We start from the raw sequence: 22,382 nt of genomic DNA, 5'->3' as shown, positions 1-22,382 counted from the left end.
GTGCCTCCGGCCGGGCGATCACCCGACCCGGGTCCCGGCACCGCGGCCGGCCTCCGCACGGTGAACCTGGTCACGGCACATTCGGTGACTACTAGGCACGATCGTGGACGAGAAACGCCGTTCCATAACCGGGGAACCGGTGCCGCCGGCGGGCTCACTACGGTCCGGAGCCGTACCGGGAACATTGTGATCAGGCCGTGGGACGGGCTAACGATGGCACCTGTCCCGCGGCACCGCCGACGCCAGCACTCTCCGGCGGTGCCTTTCCCCGACACCGGCATGCGGAATCCCGATCCGGCCCCGCCACGGCCTGAGCGCGTGACCGAGAAAAGGAAGAAGGTGCCCCATGTCCAGCGTCGTCCTGCTCGCCCGTCCTGTGACCGGCGCCGCGTCGGTCGCGGTGGCCGGCCGGATGATGGCTTTCCTGGACTACTTCGCCGGCGTCTTCACGCTGATCTCGCTGACCGCCGTGGTGGCAGCAGGGCTGGCCGCGACCGACCGGCTGGTGCTGACCCCCCGGCTGCGGGTGGCCGTGCAGTCCGTGCACCGGGCGAGCGCCGTCGCCGCGCTCGGCTTCCTGGCGACCCACATCGCGGTCAAGGTCGTCGAGCGGCACGCCGCACCGCAGACGGCGGTGGTCCCCTTCACCGGCGGCGCCGCACTCGCGGTGAGCCTGGGCACCATCGCCGCCGACCTGCTCGTCCTGATCACGGCCACCGGCGTGTTCCGCGGCCGGTTCGCCGGCCGCCGCCCCTGGTTGTGGCGGGTGCTGCACTCGACGGCGTACCTGTGCTGGCCGGTCGCCCTGGCCCACGGCCTGACGGCGGGGCGCGCGGCACACCCATGGGTGCTCTGGGGCTACGGCCTGTGCGCGGCCCTGGTGGCGCTCGCACTGCTGGTCCGTGTCCTTTCCTACCTGGGCTCCTGCCTGGGCCGTCACCGGCCCTCGATCCGGCGGCGGCGCGGCGCCAGGACGTACCAGCCCGCCGCCGTCCGTCCCTCCGCGCTGACCGCCCTGTCCGCCCGGCCCACCGCCGACACCGGCCCCATCACCTGGCCCGCGGGGGCGCCGGCGGCCCGCCGGCCCGCGACGCCGGCCGGTATGCCCGGACAGCCCAAACACGCCGCGCGACCGGTGCCCCGGCCGCTCCGCCTGGCCCAGCCCGGGAGCAACGAATGAAGAAGGCCCCGCTGAAGCTGCCCGAGGTGCGCCGGCTGGGCACGGCCCGGCTGACCGCCGGTCTGGACCGTCACCAGCGCCTGGACCTCGCCGCCCACACCCGTGTCCACCCGCCCCTGCGCCCGTCGGACCGGGACGGGCTGCTCGCCCTCGCGGAGGCCGTCGGGCTGTCCGGGCGCGGCGGCGCCGGCTTCCCGTTCGCCCGCAAGGCGCGGGCCACGCTCGCCACCGCCGACCGCACCGGCGCGCCGCCGGTCGTCGTGGTGAACGGCGCGGAGGGCGAACCGGCCAGCGCCAAGGACAAGATGCTGCTCGCCCGCGCGCCCCACCTGGTCCTGGACGGCGCCTGCCTGGCCGCCGCCGCGTTCGGCGCCGAGGAGATCGTGATCGGCGTCGCCGCGGGCGGCCCCGGCGAGATCTCGGTCCCGGCCGCCCTCGCCGAGCGCGAACTTCCCTGCCCGGCCCGGACGATATGCCTCCCCGAACGCTTCGTGTCCGGCGAGTCCGGGGCCCTGATCCGCGGCGTCAACGGTCTGCCGGTGGCGCCTGCACCGGTGAAGGCCCGCGCGGCCGGCGGCGCGGCCGGCGGGGTGCGCCGTCGGCCGACGCTGCTCTCCAACGCCGAGACCTGGGCGCAACTCGCCGTCGCCGCCCGGCTCGGGCCCAGCGGCTACGCGGCCGTCGGCACCGCCGCCGAACCCGGCACGATCCTGCTCACCGTCAACCGGCCGGGCGCCGATCCGCTCGTCGTCGAGGTTCCGTCGGGTGCCCCGCTGGGCCAGGTGCTGGACGCGTGCGGTCTCAGGGCGGGCATCGGCGTATCGGTGGGCGGCTACCACGGTGCCTGGCTGCACCCGTCGGACGCCGTCGACGCGCCGCTCTCCCGGGCCGGCCTCTCCGGCCTCGGGGGAACCCTCGGGGCGGGCGCCGTCGTCACGCTCCCCGACGACACGTGCCCGCTCGGCGAGATCGCCCAGGTCGCGGCATGGCTGGCGGCCGAGTCCAGCGGCCAGTGCGGACCGTGCAAGAGCGGCCTGCCGGAAGCCGCCGAGGCCCTGGCCATGCTGGCCGCCGGCGCGGCCGAGCCCACGGTGGTGGAGGACGCCCGGCGAGCCCTCGGCGCGGCCCAGGCCGGTGGCGCCTGCTCGCACCCGGACGGCACGGCCCGCTTCCTGCTCACCGCGCTGCACGTCTTCGCCGAGGACGTGGACGCCCATCTGTCCGGGCCCGGCTGCGGCCTTCCCGTACGAGGAGCACTGCCCCTGCCGCCCGCGCGGACCGCCCGGCTGGAGGTGGACTGGTCGCGCTGCTCCGGTCACGGTCTGTGCGCCGTGCTGGCGCCCGACCTCGTCCGCCTCGGCCCGCACGGCTACCCCACCTCGACCACCATCCAGGTCGCCCCCTGGCAGGAGCACGACGCCCGCCGCGCCGTCAACCAGTGCCCCGCCCTGGCCATGCGCCTGCGGCCCCGCGTGTGACTCCTCCCCGGAGGGGGTACCCGCGTCTCCCCGAGGAGGGGCACCCGCACGGGTCGTCAACCGGTGACCCCGACGTGACTGTCACACCCGGTCGCCACGATCCGCCCATGCTGACGGCTACCGACGGCGGGCCGGACGTGCGTCCTTCCCGGAGGGGGTCGGGGCTCCGTCGGGACTCGCGGGAAGTTCCCGCGGGGCCGCCGCGGGAACACCGCTTCCTCGGTGCCGCTCTCAGTACCGCTCCGCCTTCGCCACCTCCGGCTTCAGGATCGGCTGCGGGGGCTGGTGGCTGATGGCGTAGGGGTGGACCGTCTGGCCGGGGCGGACGTTCTCGGCGCCGACGTAGCGGGTCTCGACGACCTTGCCGTTCGGGTCGCGGAAGTCGACCTGGACAGCGAAGTCGGCCGTCTTGTCCGAAGAGTTGTGGATGTTGACATGGGCGGCCTGGAGGTCGTTCACCTGGGCGCGGGGGATTCCGCTCAGGGAGACGTCGGCGGCGGCGTTGCCCCGGCCCTGTACGTTCGCCAGCCGCTTGTGGGCCTCCTGGTTCGCCCGTTCGGCCGCCGCCGAGACCGATGCCTCGAACTCGTCGGCCCGCGCCGACGCGGAGGAGGCCGCGGCGGACGCGGACGCGCGGGCCGAGGCGACGGCGGAGGAGGCGGCCGAGGAGAGAGGGGAGGGCGGGGTGCCCGTGAAGGACTCCGTGGCGGGAGGTGTGGGGCGGGGGCTGACGGTCGTGCCGCCGCCGCTGCCGCCGCAGGCCGTGAGCGTCAGGGTGCCCGCGGTGGCCAGTACCGCGACGGCGGCCGCGCTCGCGCTCCGGAACCGCAGCCGTCGTCCGCCCCTCGACACACCGCTACGCATGGCATCCGTTCCCTTCCGGCCGACCATCGATGTCCGGTTGATCCTTGATCACCCGGTTACGGCCTCATGCTGCCCCACGGGGGACGCGCACGCGACCGGGCGTGGGGCGGGGGAGGGAGCGGGCGAGGGAGGGACCGCTCCGCCTCCTCCGTCGGCCGCTCCTGTATTTGCACGCCGGCCACCCCCGCGTTGGAATCGAATGTGAGGCTTTTCGGGAGCAGGGGTGTGTCCGGGGGGCGGCCCGCTCCGGGTTCCGGCGTGGGGCGGAAGGGGCTTCGCGGGAACGCGCTGGGGATGTTCTCCTCGGTCGTCATGGCGCTGGCGTCGACCGGACCCGCGTACAGTCTGGCCGCCACACTGGGGATCATCGTGGCGGGCGTCGGGCTCCAGGCGCCGATCGTGACCATGCTGGCGTTCGTGCCGATGCTGCTGATCGCGTACGCCTTCCGGGAGCTGAACGCGAGCGACGCGGACTGCGGGACGACCTTCACCTGGGCGACGCGGGCGTTCGGACCGCGGACCGGATGGATGGGCGGCTGGGGGCTGATCGTCGCCAACATCATCGTCATGGCGAACCTCGCCACCGTCGCCGGCGCCTACGGATTCCGGTTGGTGGGGCTGCACGGGCTGAGCGAGAGCCGGCTGTGGGTCACGGTCGCCGGGGTCGTCTGGATCGGGCTGCTCACCGTGATCTGCTACGTCGGTATCACGGTCTCCGCGGCCGTACAGCGCTGGCTGCTGTGTCTGGAGGTCGCGGTCCTGCTGCTGTTCGCCGTCGCCGCGCTGGTCCGCGTCTACACCGATCCGCCCCCGACCGCCATCCATGTCTCCGCGTCCTGGTTCAACCCCTTCGAGGTGTCCTCCGTGCGGGCCCTGACCTCGGGCGTCCTCGCGGGCGTCTTCATCTACTGGGGCTGGGACACCGCCGTGTCCGTCAACGAGGAGACCGTCGACAGCACCCGCGTCCCCGGGCGGGCCGCGGTGCTCTCCCCCGTGCTGCTGCTGGTCATGTACGGGCTGGTCGCCACCTCGGCGCAGTCCTTCGCGGGCATCGGCGGCACGGGTATCGGACTCGGCAACGCCGATCACCACGACGACGTGTTCTCGGCGCTCGGGAAAGCGGTCTTCGGCAGTGGCGGCACCGGGCTGTTCCTGTCCCGGCTGCTGATCCTGATGGTGCTGACCTCGGCGCTGGCCTCCGCCCAGACCACCATCCTGCCGCTGGCCAGAACCGTCTTCTCGATGGCCGTGCACAAGGCGGTGCCCGCCCGGTTCGCCCGGGTGCACCGCAGGTTCCTCACCCCGACCTGGGCCACGCTCGGCATGGGCGTGGCCTCCGTCGCGCTGCTGGTCCTGCTGTCGTCGTTCAGCAGCAACGTCCTCGCCGACTCGGTCGACTCCGTCGGTCTCGCGATCGCCTTCCAGTACGGTCTGACCGGCTTCGCCTGCCTCTGGTACCACCGCAAGGTCCTCACCCGCAGCCCCCACGACCTGATCTGCAAGGGCCTGATGCCGGGGCTCGGCGGGCTGCTCATGGTGCTGCTGTTCGTGTACGCCGCCTTCTTCGTCTACGCCGAACCGGGGTACGGCGCCAGCACCGTCGACCTCCCGGTGGTCGGGCGGGTCGGCGGGGTGACCGTCCTCGGGCTCGGCACGCTCGCGATCGGCCTGCTGCTGCTGCCGGTCGTCACCCGGGGCCACAGCACGGCGCTCAAGCTCCAGCGCAGCCTGCTGCCGGGCCGGCTGCCCCCGCAGACCGCGTGCGAGACGGCGAGCCGCTATCTGCCCGCCGACAACGGGTCCGGGGTGGGCGGCGACTGGTACGACGTGATCCCGCTGTCCGGCACCCGGGTGGGCCTGGTCGTCGGGGACGTGCTCGGACACGGGCTGCCCGCCGCCGCGACCATGGGCCGGCTGCGCACCGGGCTGCGGGTCCTCGCCCGCCTCGACCTGGCCCCGGACGAGGTACTCACCCGGCTCGACGACCTCGCCGAGCAGAACGCCCAGGAACGGGAACGCGCCCCCGCCCCGAGCGGCACCACCCGCCAGGGCCATGCCCCGCCGCCCGCCGACGAGGCGATGGTGACCTGCCTGTACGCGGTGTACGACCCCGTCTCCGGATGGTGCAGCATGGCGCGCGCGGGCGGGCCGCCGCCGGTGCTGGTGGCCGGGGACACGGGCGTCGCCCGGGACCTCGACGTGCCGCCGGGGCCGCCCCTCGGGGTCAGCGGCCTGCCGTACCGGAGCACCGAGCTGCGGCTCGCCCCGGGCAGCATCCTCGCCCTGTTCACCGCCGGTCTGCTCCAGGCGTCCGACCGGCAGGACGCGGGGCTGCGCCGGCTCGCCGGCTCCCTCACCGGCCACCGGGGGTCCCTGACCGGACTGTGCGAGCAGACGGTCACCACGATGCTGACCGGGGCGGTGGACGAGGACGCGACCCTGCTGCTGGCCCGCACCCGGCTGCTCGACCGGACCCGGCTCGCCCAGTGGGAACCGGCCGCCGACCCGGCGGCGGTCGCCGCGCTGCGCAGCAGCGTCAGCAAGCAGCTGGACGACTGGGGGCTGGACGAGCTGGCGTTCACCACCGAGGTCATCGTCAGCGAGCTGGTCACCAACGCCATCCGCTATGCCGGCGGGCCCATCCAGGTGCGCCTGATCCGCGATCGCACCCTGACCTGCGAGGTCTCCGACACCGGGCACACCACCCCGAACCTGCGGCACGCGGCGAGCGACGACGAGGGCGGCCGGGGGCTGTTCATCGTCGCCCAGATGACCCATCGCTGGGGCACCCGCTACACCCCCACCGGCAAGGTCATCTGGACCGAGCAGACCCTTCCGCCGCCGCCGAAGGGGTGAGCAGGGGGCGGGGGGTGCGCCGGCCGGCCGCGGCCAGTACCAGGGTCACGGCCACCGACCCCGTCGCCATCAGGGCCATCCCCGTGGCCGGGGTGGTCAGTTGGGCCACCGCGCCCGCGGCCGCCGCGCTCACCCCCTGCATGGTCAGCATGCCGGAGGAGTGCAACCCGAGTGCCTGTCCCGCCAGTTCATCTGGGGTGAGGTCCATCAGCCGCTCCTGCTGGACGAGGCTCGCGCCGAAGCCGACGGAGGCGAGGGTGGCGCAGAGCGCGGCGAGCGGCAGCGGCGGGTGCGCGGCGAACGCCAGGTAGGGCAGCGCGAGCAGGAGCAGCAGGGGCGTTGCCGGCCTCCGGCGCACCCGGGGCGGCAGCAGCCGGCCCACCGTGACGTCCCCGGCGAACATCCCGAGCGCCGCGCAGGCGAAGAGGGTGCCGGCCGCGTGCGGGGCGTACGACACGTACAACGACTCGCAGCCGACGACCATGCCGTTGGGCAGCCACAGGCCCAGATAGGTGAGACGGCGTGAACGGTCGGACCAGAGGAGGGAGTTGGTGTGCCAGGTGGCCGAGGCGGAGGGGCGGCCCGTGCTGCGGGGCGGGCGGGCGGACAGGCCGAGGCGCAGCGCGAGCCCGGCCGTCAGGTAAAGGGCCGCCGACAGGAGCAGGCAGACGCGGGGCGACAGCGCGGCCAGCAGGGCCCCACCGGTGGCGAAACCCGCGATCTGCGTCAGCCCGCTCATCATGTTGAACACCGAACGCCCGGGGAGGTAGCCGTCCTTGGCGAGGATCTCGTTCAGCAGACCCCAGCGGACCCCGCCGCCGAGCGAGGCCACCAGGCCCGTCACGAGCAGCACGGCGAAGACCGCGCCGACCGGCAGTCCGGGCAGTGCCTGGAGCGCCGTGCCCGCCGCGAAGACGAGCGCGATCGCCGTCAGGGCCGTACGCGGAGGCAGCCGGTCGGCGCCTGACAACAGGACGGTGGCACCGAGCACTTGGGCCAGCGAGGGGCCGAACATGCTCACCGCCGACAGCAGCGGGGAACCGGTGGCCCGGTAGACGAGGGTGCCGAGGGCGAGGCCGCCGACGGTGCCGGCCGCCGTCTGCGCGGCCGAGCCGAGGAAGAGCGGGGTGAACTCGGGGGTGTGGAAAAGGGATCTGTAGCTGGTCACACCGGGGAGTCTCGGCCGGGGCGGACCGGGCCGTTATTGTTTCGCGGCAGCGCGAAAGGCCGTCCCCGCGCGAATGGCCGTCCCCGCGCGATGGGTCGTACCGTGCGAAGGGCGTGCTGTGCGAAGGGCGTACGACGGGAAGCGGTTCGGGGGCGGTGGCGGTGGGCTGGTGGGAACTCAACGCGGACACGCTCGCGCGCAGCCGGTTCGTGATCTCGCCGCTCGCGGAGACGTTCGCGCGGCTGAAGCTGCTGCACGCGGGCGAGGCGGCGCATCCCGGTGAGCGGGAGTGGCTGCGGGCCCATCTGCCCCGGTACCAGGCCCTGCTGGCGGCCGACCCGGTGACGGACCGGCTGGTACGGGCGGGTCTCGGCCGGGAGTGGATCGCCGACTTCCTCACCCCCACGCCCCGCGACGGGGAGGAGTTCGCCGCGGAGGTCGCCCGGGTGCGCTCGGTCGCGCCGGACCTCGCCCGCGCGCATCTGCGCACCGCCCTCGCCGGTCCGCTGCCCGCCGTGCTGGACCGCGAGGACCTGCCCGAGCGGGCGGCCGCGCTCCTCGACCGGGTGTGGCGGGAGTCCGTACGGCCGTACTGGCAGCGGCAGCGGCGGGTGCTGGAGGCGGATGTGGCCGCGCGGACCGCGCAGGCCGGGCGGGGCGGCTGGGTGAGCGTGCTGGACTCGCTGCGGCCCGGCCGCACCCGCTGGCTGGGCCAGAACCGGCTCCAGATCAACCTGCACGCGTACCCGCCGCGCGAGATCTCCGGCGCCGAGATGCTCTTCGTGCCGGTCACCCCGCAGCGGCACGGCTGGGTGTCCTGGGACGACGGGGAGCGGTACGCGCTGGTCTACCCCTGCGCGGGCGTCCTCGCCGACCCCGGGGCCCGCGCGGTCCCGGCCGCCCTCGGGGCCCTGCTCGGCCCGGCCCGCGCGGGCGTCCTGGCCCTCCTCGGCTCCCCCATGACCACCAGCCAGCTGACGGCGGTGACGGGGCAGGGTCTCGGCTCGGTCGGGCGGCATCTGAAGGTGCTGCGGGAGGCGGGTCTGGTGGCGGGGCGCAGGACCGGGCGGTCGGTGCTGTACGGCCGGACCGCCGCCGGGGACGCGGTGGTAACGGCGGCCGCGCCGCTCGGGCCGGGATGAGGGGCGGGCGCGCGCCCCGAGGACACCTCGGCCGCATACCATCGCGCCCATGACCACTGTGCTGAACACCGAGATCGGCGCCCTCACCGGCGGCGCCGCGAACCTGCCGCAGTACGCCGGCCAGGCCGTCCTTATCGTGAACGTGGCCTCCAAGTGCGGCCTGACCCCGCAGTACGCGGGTCTGGAGAAGCTCCAGGAGCGCTACGCCGGGCGCGGCTTCACCGTGCTGGGCGTGCCGTGCAACCAGTTCCTCGGGCAGGAGCCGGGCAGCGCCGAGGAGATCGCCGAGTTCTGCTCGGCGACGTACGGCGTGACCTTCCCGCTGACCGAGAAGGTGGAGGTGAACGGCGAGGACCGGCACCCCCTGTACGAGCGCCTGGTGGGCTTCGCGGACGCGGAGGGCCACAGCGGCGACATCCGCTGGAACTTCGAGAAGTTCCTGATCGGCCGGGACGGCACCGTCGTCGCCCGGTTCTCGCCGCAGGCCGAGCCGGAGTCGGCGGAGGTCGTCGCGGCGATCGAGGCCCAGCTCGGCTGAACCCGCTTGACCTTGCCCCTGGGGCAGGGCCGAGCGTCACCGTCGCCGGGCGGGACGGAACCGCCCGGCGACGGAGGATGACATCGGTGCACGAGGATCTGCTCACCATCGGGGCGTTCGCCGCGCGGGCCCGGCTGTCCGCCAAGGCCCTGCGGCTCTACGACCGCCTCGGCCTGCTCGCCCCGGCGTACGTCGACGAATCGAGCGGCTACCGCTACTACCGTGCCGCCCAGGTCGAGCGCGCCCGGCTGGTGGCCCTGCTGCGGCGGCTGGACATGCCGCTGGCCCGGATCGCCGAGGTGGCCGGGGCCGAGGGCGGGGAGGCGGCCCGGCTGCTGGGCGCCTACTGGGCGGACGTGGAGGCCCGGCTGGCCGGGCAGCGGACCCTCGCCGAGTACCTCCGTGGACGGCTGTCCGGGAGGAGTGAAGAGATGTACGGGAAGTTCGCGGTCGAGACGGTGGACGTGCCGGCGCGGGTGGTGATCACCGAGTCGCGGCACACGCTGGCGGACGAGCTGCCGGCCTGGATCGGCGCCTCGCTGGGCCGGCTCGAGGCCGCCGCCCGGGAGTGCGGGGGCGTGGCGGCGGCGCCGTTCGTCGTCTACCACGCCGAGGTGTCGACGGAGAGCGACGGGCCCGCGGAGGCCTGCGTGCCGGTGGCCGACGAGGCGGCGGCACGGGCCTGGGCCGCACGGCAGGGCCGGGGCCGGGAGACCGGGGTGCGGGTGGAGCCGGCGGCCCGGCTGGCGTACGTCCGGATCACCAAGGCGCAGGTGGCGCATCCGCAGATCCTCGCCGCGTTCGAGGCGGTGGAGGAGTGGCTGGGCCGGGAGGGGCTGGAGCCTGCCGGGCCCTGCCGGGAGATCTACTTCGCCGACTGGACGGCGGCGGGACCCGAGGACCCGGTGTGCGACGTGGCGTTCCCGGTGCGCGCCCGCTGAGTCCGGGCACGACCGAGCCCTCTCGGCAAGGACGGCGTCTGGTCGAGAGGGCTCTTGGGTGGTGCGTGTGCTGTTGTGTTCGTCGGAACGAGGGTCAGGGACGAGCTCTTTAGGCCTTGACCGAGTCCACGAAGGCGTTCCACGCGGCGGCGGGGAAGGCCAGGACCGGCCCCTCGACGACCTTGGAGTCACGGACGGCCAGTTCGGCGGTGACGGGCGACTTGACCTCCACGCAGGCGCCGTTGCCCGCGGAGTAGGAGGACTTCAGCCACGTCTCCGAAGCGCCCTGAATCAGTGCCATGTCCACTCCTGTGTGCGAGTTGCGGTAGTGCGGTTCACGCCAACGCGATGTCCGATTGGCGTGATCGACGCTACCGGGCAACTGCCGCAGCCGGAGGCGGCGTTCACTCGACCGGATGGCATATTCCAACGTGCCTTCCAGGGAAGCGCGTTCACCCTGTACGATGACGCGCCCTCCGCGGCCGGGACCTAGTCGGTGTACCTCCGGGCCGTCTCGTCGATCAACTGCCGGGACGCCTCCACGCTGAGGGACTGGGCCCGCAGATGCTCGTACATCACGGCGTACTTCTGCACGTCCTGGGCCTTCTCCAGGTACAGGTCGCTGGTGACGCCCTCCAGGTAGACCACGCTGGAGTCGGCCGCGTCCGCGAACTCCAGGATCGCGTACTGGCCGTTGAGCCCCGGATGCGCGCCCACCTCGAACGGCATGACCTGCACGGTGACATGGGGCAGCTCGGACAGCTTGAGGAGGTGCTCCAGCTGCTCGCGCATCACATGCTTGCCGCCGACGACCCGGTGCAGCGCGGCCTCGTCCAGGACGATCCAGAGCCGCAGCGGTTCGTTCTCGGTGGTGATCCGCTCCTGGCGGCGCATGCGCACGCCCACCCGCTTCTCGATCTCCGCGGCCGATGTCTCGGGCAGCGCACCGCGCACCAGCGCCTCGGCGTACGCCGGGGTCTGGAGCAGGCCGGTGACGATCTGGGGTTCGTAGACCCGCAGCGACTCGGCGTCGGTCTCCAGACCGATGTACACGCTGTAGGGGATGTCCCCGAAGGTGTGCCACCAACCCTGCTGTCTGGAGTCCCGGGCCATCTCCATCAGCGAGTCCACGACCCGCTGGTCCTCGACCTCGTAGACCCCGCACAGGTCGCGGACGTCGCGCTGGCTGATGCTGCGGCGGCCGTTCTCCAGACGGCTGATCTTCGACTGGGACACGAGCAGGCGCTCGGCGACCTCTTCGGCCGTCATGTTCTTCTGCTCGCGGAGTTTTCGAAGCTCCTGGCCCAGCCGGCGCCGCCTTACGGTGGGATTGACATTGGACGCCACGGGACGCGCACCTCCGGCTGCTGCCTGTACTGACACTTTCCGTATCTGCTGCTGAGCAGACTGCCACCAAGGCGCTCGCCAGCGCTGGGAAATGCTCGATATGCGGCACGCACAGGCGTCTGTTCGGACGCCGGTTCACCCGGGCCGCCCGGGATGCCCGGGACACGCGGGGCCACGGATACGGCCGAGCGGGGTGGCGGGACCCGGAGGTCCCGCCACCCCGCTCTGCCTGCGGCTCCCGAACCGGGCCTGTGGGGACGTTCGTCGCGGCGCGGTGCGGATCAGTGCGCCACGGCACGGGCCATGACCCCGTGGCGCGACTGCATCGGCACCCCGTGCGCGGGTTCGGCCGCGCTCCGGGCTCCCGGCGCGGTCGGCCGGCCCGTGGCGGCCGGACCGCGGCGCGGCTGTGCGGCCGCGCCGTTCTGCACGTCCATCACGGCGTGCGCGACGAGCCCGCCCATCGGATCGTGCCGGATCAGATCCCGCAGCCGGGAACGGGACGATCGGCCCTCGTTGCCCGGATACAGATGCTTGCCGAGCCCGACGGCGTGCGCCAGGGCGGCGAGCGCCGCGGTCCGCGGGTCCGGCGGTACGCCGGTGCGGATCGCGGAGTCCAGCCGGCCTCGGATCTCCCGGCTGATGGCCGTGTCCGTCGCCTGGTAGCGCGTCGTCGGCAGCACCCCGCACATCTGGCCGGGCACCGCGGCGACCATGCCGCACCGCTCCAGGTGCGAGAGGTACGTCTGGCGCAACCCCAGCCGGGGCCCGCCGATCCAGTGGACGGCTCGCACCGGAGCGCCGCGCCTTCGCAGCAACTCCAACGCGCAGTCCAGAGTTGGATCTCCTGTCGGCCGTGGCACCACCACGGCGATACGATCCCCGTCTGGGGCTATCCGTCCGGCCAGCGCCAGCTCCACTAGCTGTGCACCGGCCAGACCGAGGTCGAGCGACTGCGGCTGCGCAGTGGTACCCGTGGTCGGGTCCAGTGCCAGCAGCAGAAGCTCCTCCGGAAGTGTTCTGCGGCTCCTGCCCATCCATGCCTCCCCGCGTGGATGAATGACAGGGTGACCCCTCTCACATTGGTCTGTCGAGGGTGCGTGACCGGTTCGTGAGGGAACCAGTAGGTATGTCGTTCTCGTCTACCACAGGGGCCAAGCCCTCACACAGGACACTGGTACATGGTTCGGACAGGGCGCGCGCGTGGGCGTGCGGCGCATGAGGAGGCATCGGTGGCGGGCGAGTCCCCCGACAGGTCGAAGCAGCGTGAGTCGTCGGCAGGAGCGACGTCGGGGAACGCGGGTTCGGTTCCCGAGGCCCGCGATCCCCGCCTCGCGGTGGCCCGAGGCGGGTCCGGCGGGAGTACCGGCGCCGGGCAAAAGGATTCCTCGAACGGCGGCACGGACACCGCGACGAAGGTGTTCCGCACTCCCGCGGTCGAGGAGGACACCGCCCTGCGCCACGCGGTCTCGGCATGGGTCCGGGACGCGGACGGGCCAAAGACGTCAACGGACGCCTCCGCGAAGGACGCTGAGGGTTCCGCCGCCGGGGTGGCGGAGGACGCGCCCGACGCGGGCGACGAGGGCGACGCGAACACGAAGGCGGCGACGGGCGCGATAAGCACCGGAGCGGCTTCCGGGAGCGACGCGGAGGAGGCGGACGCGACCGACACCGGTTCCGGTGCGGACGCGAAGGCGGCCGCCGAGGGCAACGGCGCGGAGCCGGACGCCGGTTCCGGTGCTGAGGACGCGCCGGGAGCGCAGGACGACGGCGCGGACGGGGACGGGACTCCGGCCGGTGACGCGGACGCCGGTGCGGCGACCGACGCGGCCGGGGACCCGGAGCCGGGCGCCTCCGTGACGGACGGGTCCGACACGGAGGCCGGTGCCGAGGCGGAGGCGGAGGACCCGGCGGACGGCGCGGCCGGGAAGGCCGACGCCGGCGCGAAGGCCGGCGCCCGGCCGAAGACCCCGGCGGACGCCGGGACGAAGGACGGCGCCGAGGCGAAGGCCGGCACCGCCGCCGAGGCTGACGCCGGCGCGGCCGGGAAGGCCCCCGGCGAGCCCGCGGACACCGACGGCGGCGCGAAGGACCCGCAGGACCCGTCCGCGGCCGACGGCGAGAGCCGCACGGACGGTGCGGACGAGAAGACCGACGGCGAGTCCGAGGCCGGGGCCGGGACCGCCGGGGCCGGGACCGTCGACCGGCCGACCGCCGTCTTCAAGGCCGTACGCCCCAAGGACCAGGTCGACCAGCCCACGACCATGCTCAAGGTCGGCAAGGGGGCGAAGCAGGACGAGCCCGACGCCGAGCGCACCAGCACGTTCGTCGCGCTCAAGGACGACGTCCGGCACAAGCCCAAGTCCGCGCCCGCCGAGGAGACCACCGCCGTTCCCCAGGTCGGCCCCGAGCGCACCACCCAGCAGCCGCTGCCCCCCAGGCCCCCGCTCGACCTCCTGGCGGAGCTGACCAACACCCCGCCGCCCCCGGAGACCCCGACCCGCACGCTCCTGCGGCGGGTCAAGATCTGGACCCCGCTGGTCATCCTGCTGGTGATCGTCTTCGCGGTCGTACAGACGCTGCGCCCCCTCCCGTCCCCCACCCTCGCGCTCACCGCGAAGGACAGCTACACCTTCGACGGCGGCCAGGTGAACCTGCCGTGGCCGAGCGAGGGCCAGGGCTGGATGGACGGCGACGGCATCGGCACGATGGGGAACTTCGGCAAGCAGACCCCGGTCGCCATCGGCTCGGTCGCCAAGACGATGACCGCGTACATCATCCTGCGCGACCACCCGCTGAAGCCGGGTCAGGAGGGCCCGAAGATCAAGGTGGACGCCTTGGCGGAGAAGGAGGGCGGCTACAGCAAGAGCGGTGAGTCCACCCTCAACACCATCCACGCCGGTGACTCCCTCACGGAGAAGCAGGCCCTGTCGGCCGTCATGATCCCCTCCGCCAACAACATCGCCCGGCTGCTGGCCCGCTGGGACGCGGGTTCGGAGGCGGCGTTCGTGAAGAAGATGAACGCCACCGCCAAGGAACTGGGGATGACCGGTACGACGTACACCGACCCCTCGGGCCTGAAGGAGACCACCGTCTCCACCGCCGAGGACCAGGTGAAGATCGGCCGCGCGGTGGTGAAGATCCCCGCCCTGGTCGCCATCACCAGCGCGGCGAGCTGGACCGACCCGACCGGCCACAACTGGCCGAACTACAACTCGCTGCCCTACTGGATCGGCGCGATCGGCCTGAAGACCGGCACCACCACCGCGGCCGGCGGCAACCTGCTCTTCGCCGCCCGCAAGAAGGTCGGTGGCCAGACCGTCACCGTCGTCGGCGCGATCCTCGGCCAGCACAAGGGCCCGTCGATCCTCGACACGGCCAACAACGTCAGCAAGACCGCGCTGCTGGGCGCCGAGCAGGCGCTGACCTCGGCGAAGATCCTGAAGAAGGGCGACGTGGTCGGCTACGTGGACGACCAGCTCGGCGGGCGGACCCCGATCGTGGTCACCCAGGACGTCACCGCTGTCGGCTGGTCGGGCCTGAAGGTCAAGCTGTCCTTCACCTCCGACACCGTCCCGCACACCGCGAAGGCCGGCACCCGGGTCGGCACCCTCACGGTGGGCGACGGCACCACGGCCGCCATCAAGGTCCCGGTGGCACTCCAGCAGGATCTGGCCAAGCCCGGCTTCGGCGCGAAGCTCACCCGCGTCGGCTGAGCGCACGCCCCGCACACCCCCGCGCACCCCGTCACGGCGCCCCACCCGGGAGCCCCGTGGCGGGGTGCGTGCTAGCGTCACGAAACGGGCAGGTCGCCGGTTCCCGGGACACGGCCGCGAATTGCACGGGAAGCGGCCGGGAACACCGGAGAAAACGGCCGGGAACAGAAGACGGGACACGGGGAGTGCCTTCAGGTGGCCACTACGGAGCCGACACGCGCCGACGACGCCGGACCGGGCCCGGAAAACGGCCCACGAATACGCCTGTCCACGCCTGACGCGGACACCGGCGCGAAGGGTCGTACGCGTCACCCGAGCGGCCGTACGGACGCGCCGGGCGGGACGGACTCGCCGGGCGCCGGCAGACGCGCCCCCGCGGCCCCCGAGACGCCCGGCGGCCGCCTCGCGCGCCTCCTCGCCCCCCTCGAACCCCTCCGCGCCCGCATGCTGCGCCACCCCGTCCTGTGGGTCACCGCGCTCGCGGGCGTGCTGCACATCATCTGGTTCTTCACGTTCGCGAACAGTGGCGGCGACCTCGCGGCGCAGGACGCCTGGGCGGAGTTCGTCGGCCGGCACCCGGACTCGGCGTACAACCTCGCCTGGTACGGCGGCATGCACCCGGTGTCGTACAGCGTGGTGTCGCCGTATCTGATGGCCATCCTCGGCGTCCGTACGACGATGATGGCCGCCGGTACCGTCTCGGCGGGCCTGCTCACGCTGATCCTCATCCGCAGCCGGGCCGTACGGAACCCCCTGTGGGCCTCGATGGCCGGGGTGTTCGCGCTGCTGTGCAACGCGCTGTCGGGCCGGGTGACCTTCGGGCTCGGCACGATGATCGCGCTCGGCGCGGTGGCGGCGGTGTTCTGCTGGCCGTACCGCTGGCGGCACAAACGCTGGGCGAAGGCCGCGGTGGCGGCCCCGCTGGCCGGGCTCTCCACCATGGCCTCGCCGGTCTCCGGGCTCTTCGTCGGACTGGTCGCGGTCGCGCTGTTCCTGCAGAAGCGGCGGCCGGGCGCGTGGGCGCTCGGGCTGGCGCCCGCGGCGGTGGTGGCCGCGTCGTACTTCCTCTTCCCCTTCTCCGGTACCCAGCCGATGACGATCGGCTCAGTGGTCATGCCGCTGCTGTACGGCCTGCTCTGCCTGTTCCTGGTGCCGAAGGAGTGGATCACGGTCCGGCTGACGGCGGCCGTCTACAGCGTCATGGTCGTGGGGGTGTGGCTGGTCAGCTCGCAGATCGGTTCGAACATCTCGCGGCTGCCGATGCTGTTCGCGGGCGCGACGCTGATCGCGGCGCTGCCGTTCACCGTGCCGAGATCGCGGAAGTGGTACGCGACGGTGGTGGCGTTCCTGGGGTTCGTCGGGTGGATCGGCTACAAGTCGGTCGACGACATCGTGCACACGACCCCGACCGCGTCCTGGGCGCGCGAGCTGGCGCCGCTGATCAACCAGTTGCAGAAGGTCGGCGCCGAGCGGGAGCGCGTCGAGGTCGTGCCGGCGCGTTCGCACCGGGAGGCGTCGGCGCTCGCGCCGTACGTCAACCTGGCGCGCGGCTGGAACCGGCAGGCCGACATGGAGCGCAACCCGCTCTTCTACGACGACACGCTCAACTCGGCGAACTACCACGAGTGGCTCCAGCGGTGGGCCGTGCACTTCGTGGTGCTGCCCAAGGACAACCCGGACGGGGACGGCGGCCAGCGCGAGCGGCAGCTGCTGCGGCGCGGGATGCCGTACCTGACGCAGATCTGGGGCGACGCCAACTGGCAGTTGTTCCGGGTGACCGACCCGACGCCGCTTGCCGAGCCGCACGCGCGGGTGGACCGGGCCGAGCAGGGCGAGATGACCCTGGACGTGCGGCAGGCCGGCCGGATCCTGATCCGGATCCCCTACTCCCCCTGGCTCAGCGTGGTCGACGCCGACGGCAAGAGCCTGAAGGGACCGCAGCCGATCCCCTCGCCGCCGGGCACGGAGAAGAAGTACCGCAACCTCAACGGGTGCCTCATGGAGACCCCGGAAGACGCGAACGGCGACAAGTGGACGATGCTGATCGCGCCGCGGGCGGGCACGTACCGCCTGGCGGCCCCGTACCAGCTGCCGCGGGGCACGCCGTGTCCCGACGCCCTGAAGCAGCCCTGACGCAGGGGCCTACCTCGGGTACCGGGCCAGCCACCCCGGTGCCGACCCCGCCGGGCCGTGCAGGGCGGGTCCCTGGGTCATCTCCATGGCGAAGTCGTCGGCCAGTTCGAGGATGGTGGGGCGGCCCTCCAGTTCGGCGATCCAGGCCGGGGGGAGGGCGGTCTCGCCGTGGAGGGCGCCCAGGAGCGCGCCGGTGAGGGCGCCGGCGGCGGCGGAGGGGCCGCTCTGGTTGACGGCGAGACACAGGCCGTGCCGTACGTCCTCGCCGACCAGGGCGCAGTAGACGGCGGCCGCGAGCAGCCCGTCGGCCGTGCCGTCGCCGGTCAGTTCCGCCACCCGCGCGGGACTCGGCATGCCCTGCCGTACCGCGCCGAGCGCGCACTGGAGGGCGGCGGAGACCGGCTGGTGGCCGGGGCGGACGGCGAGCAGCGCGAGGGCCTGCTGCACGGCGCCGTCCAGGCTCTCCCCGCGGGCGAGTCCGTGCACGATCACGGCGTACGCGCCCGCCGACAGATAGCCGACCGGGTGGCCGTGGGTCTGCGCCGCGCACTCCACCGCGAGCTGGACGACGAGCTGGGGCTCCCAGCCGACCAGCAGTCCGAAGGGCGCGGAGCGGGCGACCGCCTCCGGCCCCCGTTCGGCCGGGTTCTTGGGCTTGTCCAGCGTGCCCATGTGCTCGTCGCCGAACCCGATGAGCAGCGGCCGGGTCGGCTCGCGGCGCGTGTACAGCCACTCCTCGCGGGCCAGCCAGCCGTCCTCCGCGCGCCGCTCGTCCGGCCCCCAGTCCCGCTGGGTGGCGGCCCAGCGCAGATACGCCCGGTGCAGATCGGTCGGCGGATGCCACGCACCGGTGTCGCGGCGCACCTGCGCGCGGATCAGCCCGTCCACGCTGAACAGGGTGAGCTGGGTGTGGTGGGTGATGGTGCCGCGCCGCCCGTGCCCGGTGGTGAGGTCGAGCAGTCCCTCGGGCCCGTGGGCCTCGCGGATCTCCTCCAGGGTGAGCGCGTCGGCGGGCCCGCCGAGCGCGTCGCCCACGGCGGCCCCCAGCAGGGTGCCGCGCACCCTGCTGCGAAAGTCCTGCTGCTCGGCACGGCCCCAGACGGCACCGGTCGTCGTAGCCACCCAGACCCTCCTCAGGCACCGTCCGCCCGCTCGACGGTCCGCACTCTAATCGACCGCGAAGACGGCCCCCGGTGCGCCGGGGCGACCCTCACGGGTCATTCACGTCCGCCTATGACCGCTTCGACACCATCCAGAATGCGATCCAGCCCGAATTCGAGCGGATCGACACCGTCCGCCCGGAACGCACCGTCCGCCATGGCCTTGGTGAGTGCGGGGAAGCGTTCGGCGTGCCGTGCGAGGAGGTCGGCGGCGAGCCGGTCCCACTCGGCCGACTGCTCCTCCTCGTGGTCGGCCTGCTGCTGGGCGACGTTGCGCACGAGCCCGATCAGCAGCAGGAAGACGCGGTGCCGCTGGGCGCCGTCGAGGCCGGTGGGTTCGAGGGCGGCGAGCGCCGCGTCCAGCCAGCGCAGCTGCCGGGGGCCGAGGACGCGGCGGCGCAGGGCGGTGGCGGTGAGCAGCCAGGGGTGGGCGGCGTACACGTCCGCGCACTGCCGGGTCCACGCGCGTACGGCCGCCCGCCAGTGCCCGTCCTCGCCGCTCTCCGGCATCTCGGGCCCCTCTCCCATCACCTCCTCCACCATCAGCTCGACCAGCTCGGTCTTGCCGGGGACGTACCGGTACAGGGCCATCGCCGACACCCCGAATCCGCCGGCGACCTTGCTCATGGAAACGGCGTCGAGCCCTTCCCGGTCGGCCAGTTCGGCGGCGGCCGCGGCGATGCGCCGGGGGGTCAGCTTCGGCTTGGGCCCCCGGGTGGGCTGCTCCTGCTCGCCCCAGAGCAGGGCGAGGAGGGTACGGGGATCGCGCGTCTCGTCCTGCTGCCCCTTGCTCCGTACGCTGTCCCGTTCGACCACGATCCGCTCCCGACTCCCCTAGGGCGCCCGCCCCTTGACTGGCGCCCCACCAACTGTATATACCGTAAACCGCCGCCTATTGCTGGCGGCATAAACAGTTTAGGGGGAACACCATGTTGCTGACCTACCGCGCCCTGAAACGCCGCGCCCTCGCCAAGTCCCTCCGGATCACCGCCCCGAACGGCATCGACGAATCGTCGTACGTACGTATCGGCGGCCTCGACCAGTGGATCTCCGTCCGGGGCGAGGACCGGTCGAACCCCGTGCTCCTGGAGCTCCACGGCGGCCCCGGCGCCTCGAACTCGATCTTCACGCCGCGCACCCGCGCCTGGGAGCGGCACTTCACGATCGTCCGCTGGGACATGCGTGGCGCGGGCCGGACCTTCGCGGCGCACGGCCCGGCCGGCCAGGGCGAGCTGACCCTCGACCGCCTCTACGCCGACGCGCTGGAGCTCACCGACCATGTCCGCGCCCGCCTCGGCGTGCCGAAGGTCGTCCTGCTCGCCAACAGCTTCGGCACCGTCACCGGCCTGCGCCTGGCCCGCGACCACCCCGAGCGCTACTCGGCGTACGTCGGCACGGACCAGAACATCATCGCGGGCGGCACGGACACCTCCGCCTACGACGACCTGCTCGACCGTCTGCGCGGTGCCGGAAAGCGGCGGCAGCTGTCCCGCCTGACCGCGATGGGCCCGGACCACGCGGCCTGGTCCCCCGAGGAGTGGTCCTGCTACGCCAAGACGGTGACCACGACCGACCCCCTGACCTACGACACCATGAAGACGGTCGTCATCCGCTCCCTCTGGTTCTCTCCCCTCCACACCCTGCGCGACCTGCGCGCCTACCTGAAGGGCATGACCTTCTCCGAACAACTGGGCCCGCAGGCCATGTCCTTGGACGAATACGCGGAGGGCACCACCTTCCACCTCCCCGTCTTCCTCTTCCAGGGCGCCGAGGACGTCCTGACCCCACCGGAACCGGCCCGCCGCTTCCACGACCAACTGACGGCTCCGCTCAAGGACTTCGCCCTCATCCCCGACGCCTCCCACTTCGCCGCCTTCCGGCGTCCGGATGTGTTCCTGGAACTGCTGGTGGGGAGGGTGAGGCCGGTGGTGGCGGGGGTGGGGGTGGATGGTTGAGCCCGGCGGAGTGGGACCGGATCAGCCGTACCAGGTGATGTTGCAGATGTAGACGCACTCGTGACGGGGCACGGCGAGAAAACTGATGAAGCCTCGTCCGCCGAGGATGTCGAACTCACGCAGCCCTCCCTCGCGGTCAATCGGCCGCCCTACCTTGACGGCATCGTGGCCGAGAGCCGCCAGCTCGACCGCGAGGCGCTCCACCTCCGCCACTACCCCGGGGGTAGTCCGCCGGTGATGTACTCCGCGCTCGGGTTGTAGTCCCAAGCCCAGTCCGTCACAGTCCGGCCTCCGCCTCAGCCGCCTCGCGGATCGCCCGGATCTCGGTGATGGCGCAGGCCGGGTCCTGCTCGCCCGCGTCCACGACGGCTTCCAACTCCCGTAGATGGGCAGCACGGTGAGGATGCCGCTCAATGGCGACGAACACGGCCCAGGAATGCACGAAGGCACGCAGCGGAGCCAGGCTCTGCGTCTGTTGAGCGTTGGTCGTGGCCTCGAAGAGGTGCTGGGTGAGCGCGGGGATCCGGCTCGGGGCGATACGTGCCACCGCCGCCCGCAGCGCGTCCGGGGTCAGTTCAGGCATGGGGATCAGCGGTCCGTACGGGCCGTCGGTCTGGGCGCTCACGGTGACCTCCGGTGCGGGTGGGTCGGTCCTCGTACGGTACCGGTGGAGCCGACGGTACGACGGTGGCGCGACGCTCGTCGCCGGTCCCGCCCCCGTCCTCATGCCACCGCCGCGGACGTACGGCAGTCGCGGCAGCGGCCGGGTTCGGGTGCGCGGAATGCCCGATCGCAGCCGTCGCAGGTTTGGAGGGGAGCCGGGCGATGGGCCGTGGCGGCGTGAGCGGGCGGGACTGGGATGTGTGGGGGGAGTTGGGTGGCAAGGCGGTGGGAGAGGAGGGCTGCCGGGTGTTTGATCGGGTCCTGGGGTAGGCCCGACGTCAGTGAGTGGGTGATCACCGTCGGCGGCACGCCTCGCTCCAGCCACTCGGTGACGGCCGGAGTCAGCCGGTGCACGTCTCGTTCCGCCAGCAGAAGCCGTGGGTCGTGGGCGCGCAGGCCCGCGAGGAGATCGGCCGCCGGTGTAGGCCGGTCCGGTGCCGGAGGCGGCTCAGGAGCGGACGCGGGCACCGCCACGGGCGCGGGCGGGGGCACGGGATCGGGCTCGGGCGTGGCAGCCAGCCCGTGCTCAGGCTCGGCAAGTGGCGCCGCTGCCGCTCGCACCGCGCTGCGGGGCTTGTTGTACGAGATCGCCCGGGTCCTCACTTGTCCCGATTGAAGACGCTCCCTGGGGCGCGCGAGGTATCCGTGTTCTTCCAGCTCCCGCAGCGCCGCCGCGATTCGGATCTCGCCCTCGCGGAACTTCGCCGCCAGCGCCTTGATGCCGATCGGGGTGCCCTCGGGCAACGACTGGATGTGCGTGGCCAAGCCGATCGCCGTCAGCGACAGTTCCGGATGCTGGGCCAGGTGATTGCCGACCACGGTGAAGTTGTCGTAGTGCGGCTCATTCACATGGGTGACGCCCGACGAATGGCGGGACTTGGGACGCGAGGGCGCGTTACGCTGCTTGTCAGTCACGGGGAAGGGTCGATTCCTTGGTGATCAGGCCCTCGCATCGGGATGCCAGTCCCGGCGAGGGCCGACGCATGTCGGCGGGTTGTCATCGCTGACGCTGCACCACAAATGCCCCGCCACGCCAGTTTCGTCTGGCATATTCACTCCGCCGAGTGAGTGACGGGGGCGGTGGGGGTGGGTTCGGTTCTTTCCCCGGTTCTTTGGGTTTTGGGGTCGCGCACCACCGGGTCATGGACCACCGCGTCCCGGTACGAGCCGTACCCCCAGGCGGCCCCGACCGCCGCCTCCCGGTCCACCGGGTCGCGGAGCCCGAGGCCCCGGTCAAGCGA

The 22,382-nt window shown here is 73.0% G+C and carries 19 protein-coding genes; 9 read left to right on the top strand and 10 right to left on the bottom strand.

Annotated elements, in window-relative coordinates:
* Positions 1-346 precede the first annotated feature (346 nt).
* Both VT52_RS28130 and VT52_RS28125 read left to right on the top strand, forming a co-directional pair.
* Entirely contained in the window at positions 347-1,180 is an 834-nt protein-coding gene (locus VT52_RS28130) for a hypothetical protein (protein ID WP_053055674.1), read from the top strand.
* Positions 1,177-2,658 (top strand): NADH-ubiquinone oxidoreductase-F iron-sulfur binding region domain-containing protein, encoded by a 1,482-nt coding sequence (locus VT52_RS28125; protein ID WP_046426339.1) that lies wholly within the window; start codon positions 1,177-1,179, stop codon positions 2,656-2,658. Before VT52_RS28130 ends, VT52_RS28125 begins: the two co-directional genes overlap by 4 nt.
* A gap of 231 nt (positions 2,659-2,889) precedes the next feature.
* Here the strand turns inward: VT52_RS28125 and VT52_RS28120 are convergent, their stop codons facing one another.
* Positions 2,890-3,522, bottom strand: a complete 633-nt coding sequence (locus tag VT52_RS28120) for a hypothetical protein (protein WP_046426411.1) — start codon at positions 3,520-3,522, stop codon at positions 2,890-2,892.
* 294 nt (positions 3,523-3,816) lie between these two features.
* Here VT52_RS28120 and VT52_RS39025 point away from each other — a divergent pair, with 294 nt between their 5' ends.
* A complete protein-coding gene (locus VT52_RS39025; RefSeq protein WP_063888375.1) occupies positions 3,817-6,378 on the top strand; it encodes an amino acid permease in 2,562 nt (853 codons plus the stop codon).
* On the opposite strand, the gene VT52_RS28110 is transcribed toward VT52_RS39025, so the two are convergent.
* Positions 6,335-7,546 (bottom strand): MFS transporter, encoded by a 1,212-nt coding sequence (locus tag VT52_RS28110; RefSeq protein WP_046426342.1) that lies wholly within the window; start codon positions 7,544-7,546, stop codon positions 6,335-6,337. The two genes, VT52_RS39025 and VT52_RS28110, sit on opposite strands and share 44 nt — an antisense overlap.
* A 161-nt stretch (positions 7,547-7,707) precedes the next feature.
* Here VT52_RS28110 and VT52_RS28105 point away from each other — a divergent pair, with 161 nt between their 5' ends.
* The 3 genes from VT52_RS28105 (at position 7,708) to VT52_RS28095 (ending at position 10,167) form a co-directional block, all read left to right on the top strand.
* The gene (locus VT52_RS28105) at positions 7,708-8,688 is read left to right on the top strand and encodes an ArsR/SmtB family transcription factor (RefSeq protein ID WP_046426413.1); all 981 of its coding nucleotides are present in this window, start codon (positions 7,708-7,710) and stop codon (positions 8,686-8,688) included.
* Between the two features lie 49 nt (positions 8,689-8,737).
* Positions 8,738-9,226, top strand: coding sequence for a glutathione peroxidase (locus tag VT52_RS28100; RefSeq protein WP_046426344.1), 489 nt, complete (start codon positions 8,738-8,740; stop codon positions 9,224-9,226).
* Between the two features lie 77 nt (positions 9,227-9,303).
* The gene (locus VT52_RS28095) at positions 9,304-10,167 is read left to right on the top strand and encodes a MerR family transcriptional regulator (RefSeq protein WP_046426346.1); all 864 of its coding nucleotides are present in this window, start codon (positions 9,304-9,306) and stop codon (positions 10,165-10,167) included.
* A 109-nt stretch (positions 10,168-10,276) separates the two neighbouring features.
* Here VT52_RS28095 and VT52_RS28090 read toward each other — a convergent pair whose 3' ends face one another.
* From VT52_RS28090 to VT52_RS28080, 3 genes are all read right to left on the bottom strand, one after another.
* Positions 10,277-10,468 (bottom strand): DUF397 domain-containing protein, encoded by a 192-nt coding sequence (locus tag VT52_RS28090; protein ID WP_046426347.1) that lies wholly within the window; start codon positions 10,466-10,468, stop codon positions 10,277-10,279.
* A gap of 188 nt (positions 10,469-10,656) precedes the next feature.
* The gene (locus tag VT52_RS28085) at positions 10,657-11,514 is read right to left on the bottom strand and encodes a helix-turn-helix domain-containing protein (RefSeq protein WP_046426349.1); all 858 of its coding nucleotides are present in this window, start codon (positions 11,512-11,514) and stop codon (positions 10,657-10,659) included.
* Between the two features lie 281 nt (positions 11,515-11,795).
* On the bottom strand, positions 11,796-12,551 hold the full coding sequence (locus VT52_RS28080) for a GOLPH3/VPS74 family protein (RefSeq protein WP_046426352.1): 756 nt from the start codon (positions 12,549-12,551) through the stop codon (positions 11,796-11,798).
* A 144-nt stretch (positions 12,552-12,695) separates the two neighbouring features.
* On the opposite strand from VT52_RS28080, the gene VT52_RS28075 reads away from it, so the two are divergent.
* Positions 12,696-15,230 carry a D-alanyl-D-alanine carboxypeptidase gene (locus VT52_RS28075; protein ID WP_079175322.1) on the top strand — a complete coding sequence of 845 codons (2,535 nt, stop codon included), beginning with the start codon at positions 12,696-12,698 and terminating at the stop codon, positions 15,228-15,230.
* A gap of 195 nt (positions 15,231-15,425) precedes the next feature.
* The gene (locus VT52_RS28070) at positions 15,426-17,363 is read left to right on the top strand and encodes an MFS transporter (protein ID WP_206306619.1); all 1,938 of its coding nucleotides are present in this window, start codon (positions 15,426-15,428) and stop codon (positions 17,361-17,363) included.
* A 9-nt stretch (positions 17,364-17,372) separates the two neighbouring features.
* Here the strand turns inward: VT52_RS28070 and VT52_RS28065 are convergent, their stop codons facing one another.
* Positions 17,373-18,485: an ADP-ribosylglycohydrolase family protein gene (locus tag VT52_RS28065; protein WP_046426357.1), complete on the bottom strand. Its 1,113-nt coding sequence runs from the start codon at positions 18,483-18,485 to the stop codon at positions 17,373-17,375.
* A 95-nt stretch (positions 18,486-18,580) separates the two neighbouring features.
* Positions 18,581-19,339 (bottom strand): TetR/AcrR family transcriptional regulator, encoded by a 759-nt coding sequence (locus VT52_RS28060; RefSeq protein ID WP_046426360.1) that lies wholly within the window; start codon positions 19,337-19,339, stop codon positions 18,581-18,583.
* Between the two features lie 113 nt (positions 19,340-19,452).
* On the opposite strand from VT52_RS28060, the gene VT52_RS28055 reads away from it, so the two are divergent.
* Complete coding sequence (locus VT52_RS28055; protein ID WP_046426361.1) at positions 19,453-20,478, top strand: alpha/beta fold hydrolase; 1,026 nt, start codon at positions 19,453-19,455, stop codon at positions 20,476-20,478.
* Between the two features lie 21 nt (positions 20,479-20,499).
* On the opposite strand, the gene VT52_RS28050 is transcribed toward VT52_RS28055, so the two are convergent.
* From VT52_RS28050 to VT52_RS28040, 3 genes are all read right to left on the bottom strand, one after another.
* On the bottom strand, positions 20,500-20,691 hold the full coding sequence (locus VT52_RS28050) for a hypothetical protein (RefSeq protein WP_240509904.1): 192 nt from the start codon (positions 20,689-20,691) through the stop codon (positions 20,500-20,502).
* A gap of 64 nt (positions 20,692-20,755) precedes the next feature.
* Complete coding sequence (locus VT52_RS28045; RefSeq protein ID WP_046426363.1) at positions 20,756-21,103, bottom strand: hypothetical protein; 348 nt, start codon at positions 21,101-21,103, stop codon at positions 20,756-20,758.
* A gap of 98 nt (positions 21,104-21,201) precedes the next feature.
* Positions 21,202-22,056, bottom strand: coding sequence for a DNA-binding protein (locus tag VT52_RS28040; RefSeq protein WP_046426364.1), 855 nt, complete (start codon positions 22,054-22,056; stop codon positions 21,202-21,204).
* Positions 22,057-22,382 lie beyond the last annotated feature (326 nt).

This window comes from Streptomyces malaysiense, from assembly GCF_000980885.2.
GTDB classification, from domain to species: Bacteria; Actinomycetota; Actinomycetes; order Streptomycetales; family Streptomycetaceae; genus Streptomyces; species Streptomyces malaysiense.
This window is presented reverse-complemented; position numbering and strand designations above follow the sequence as displayed.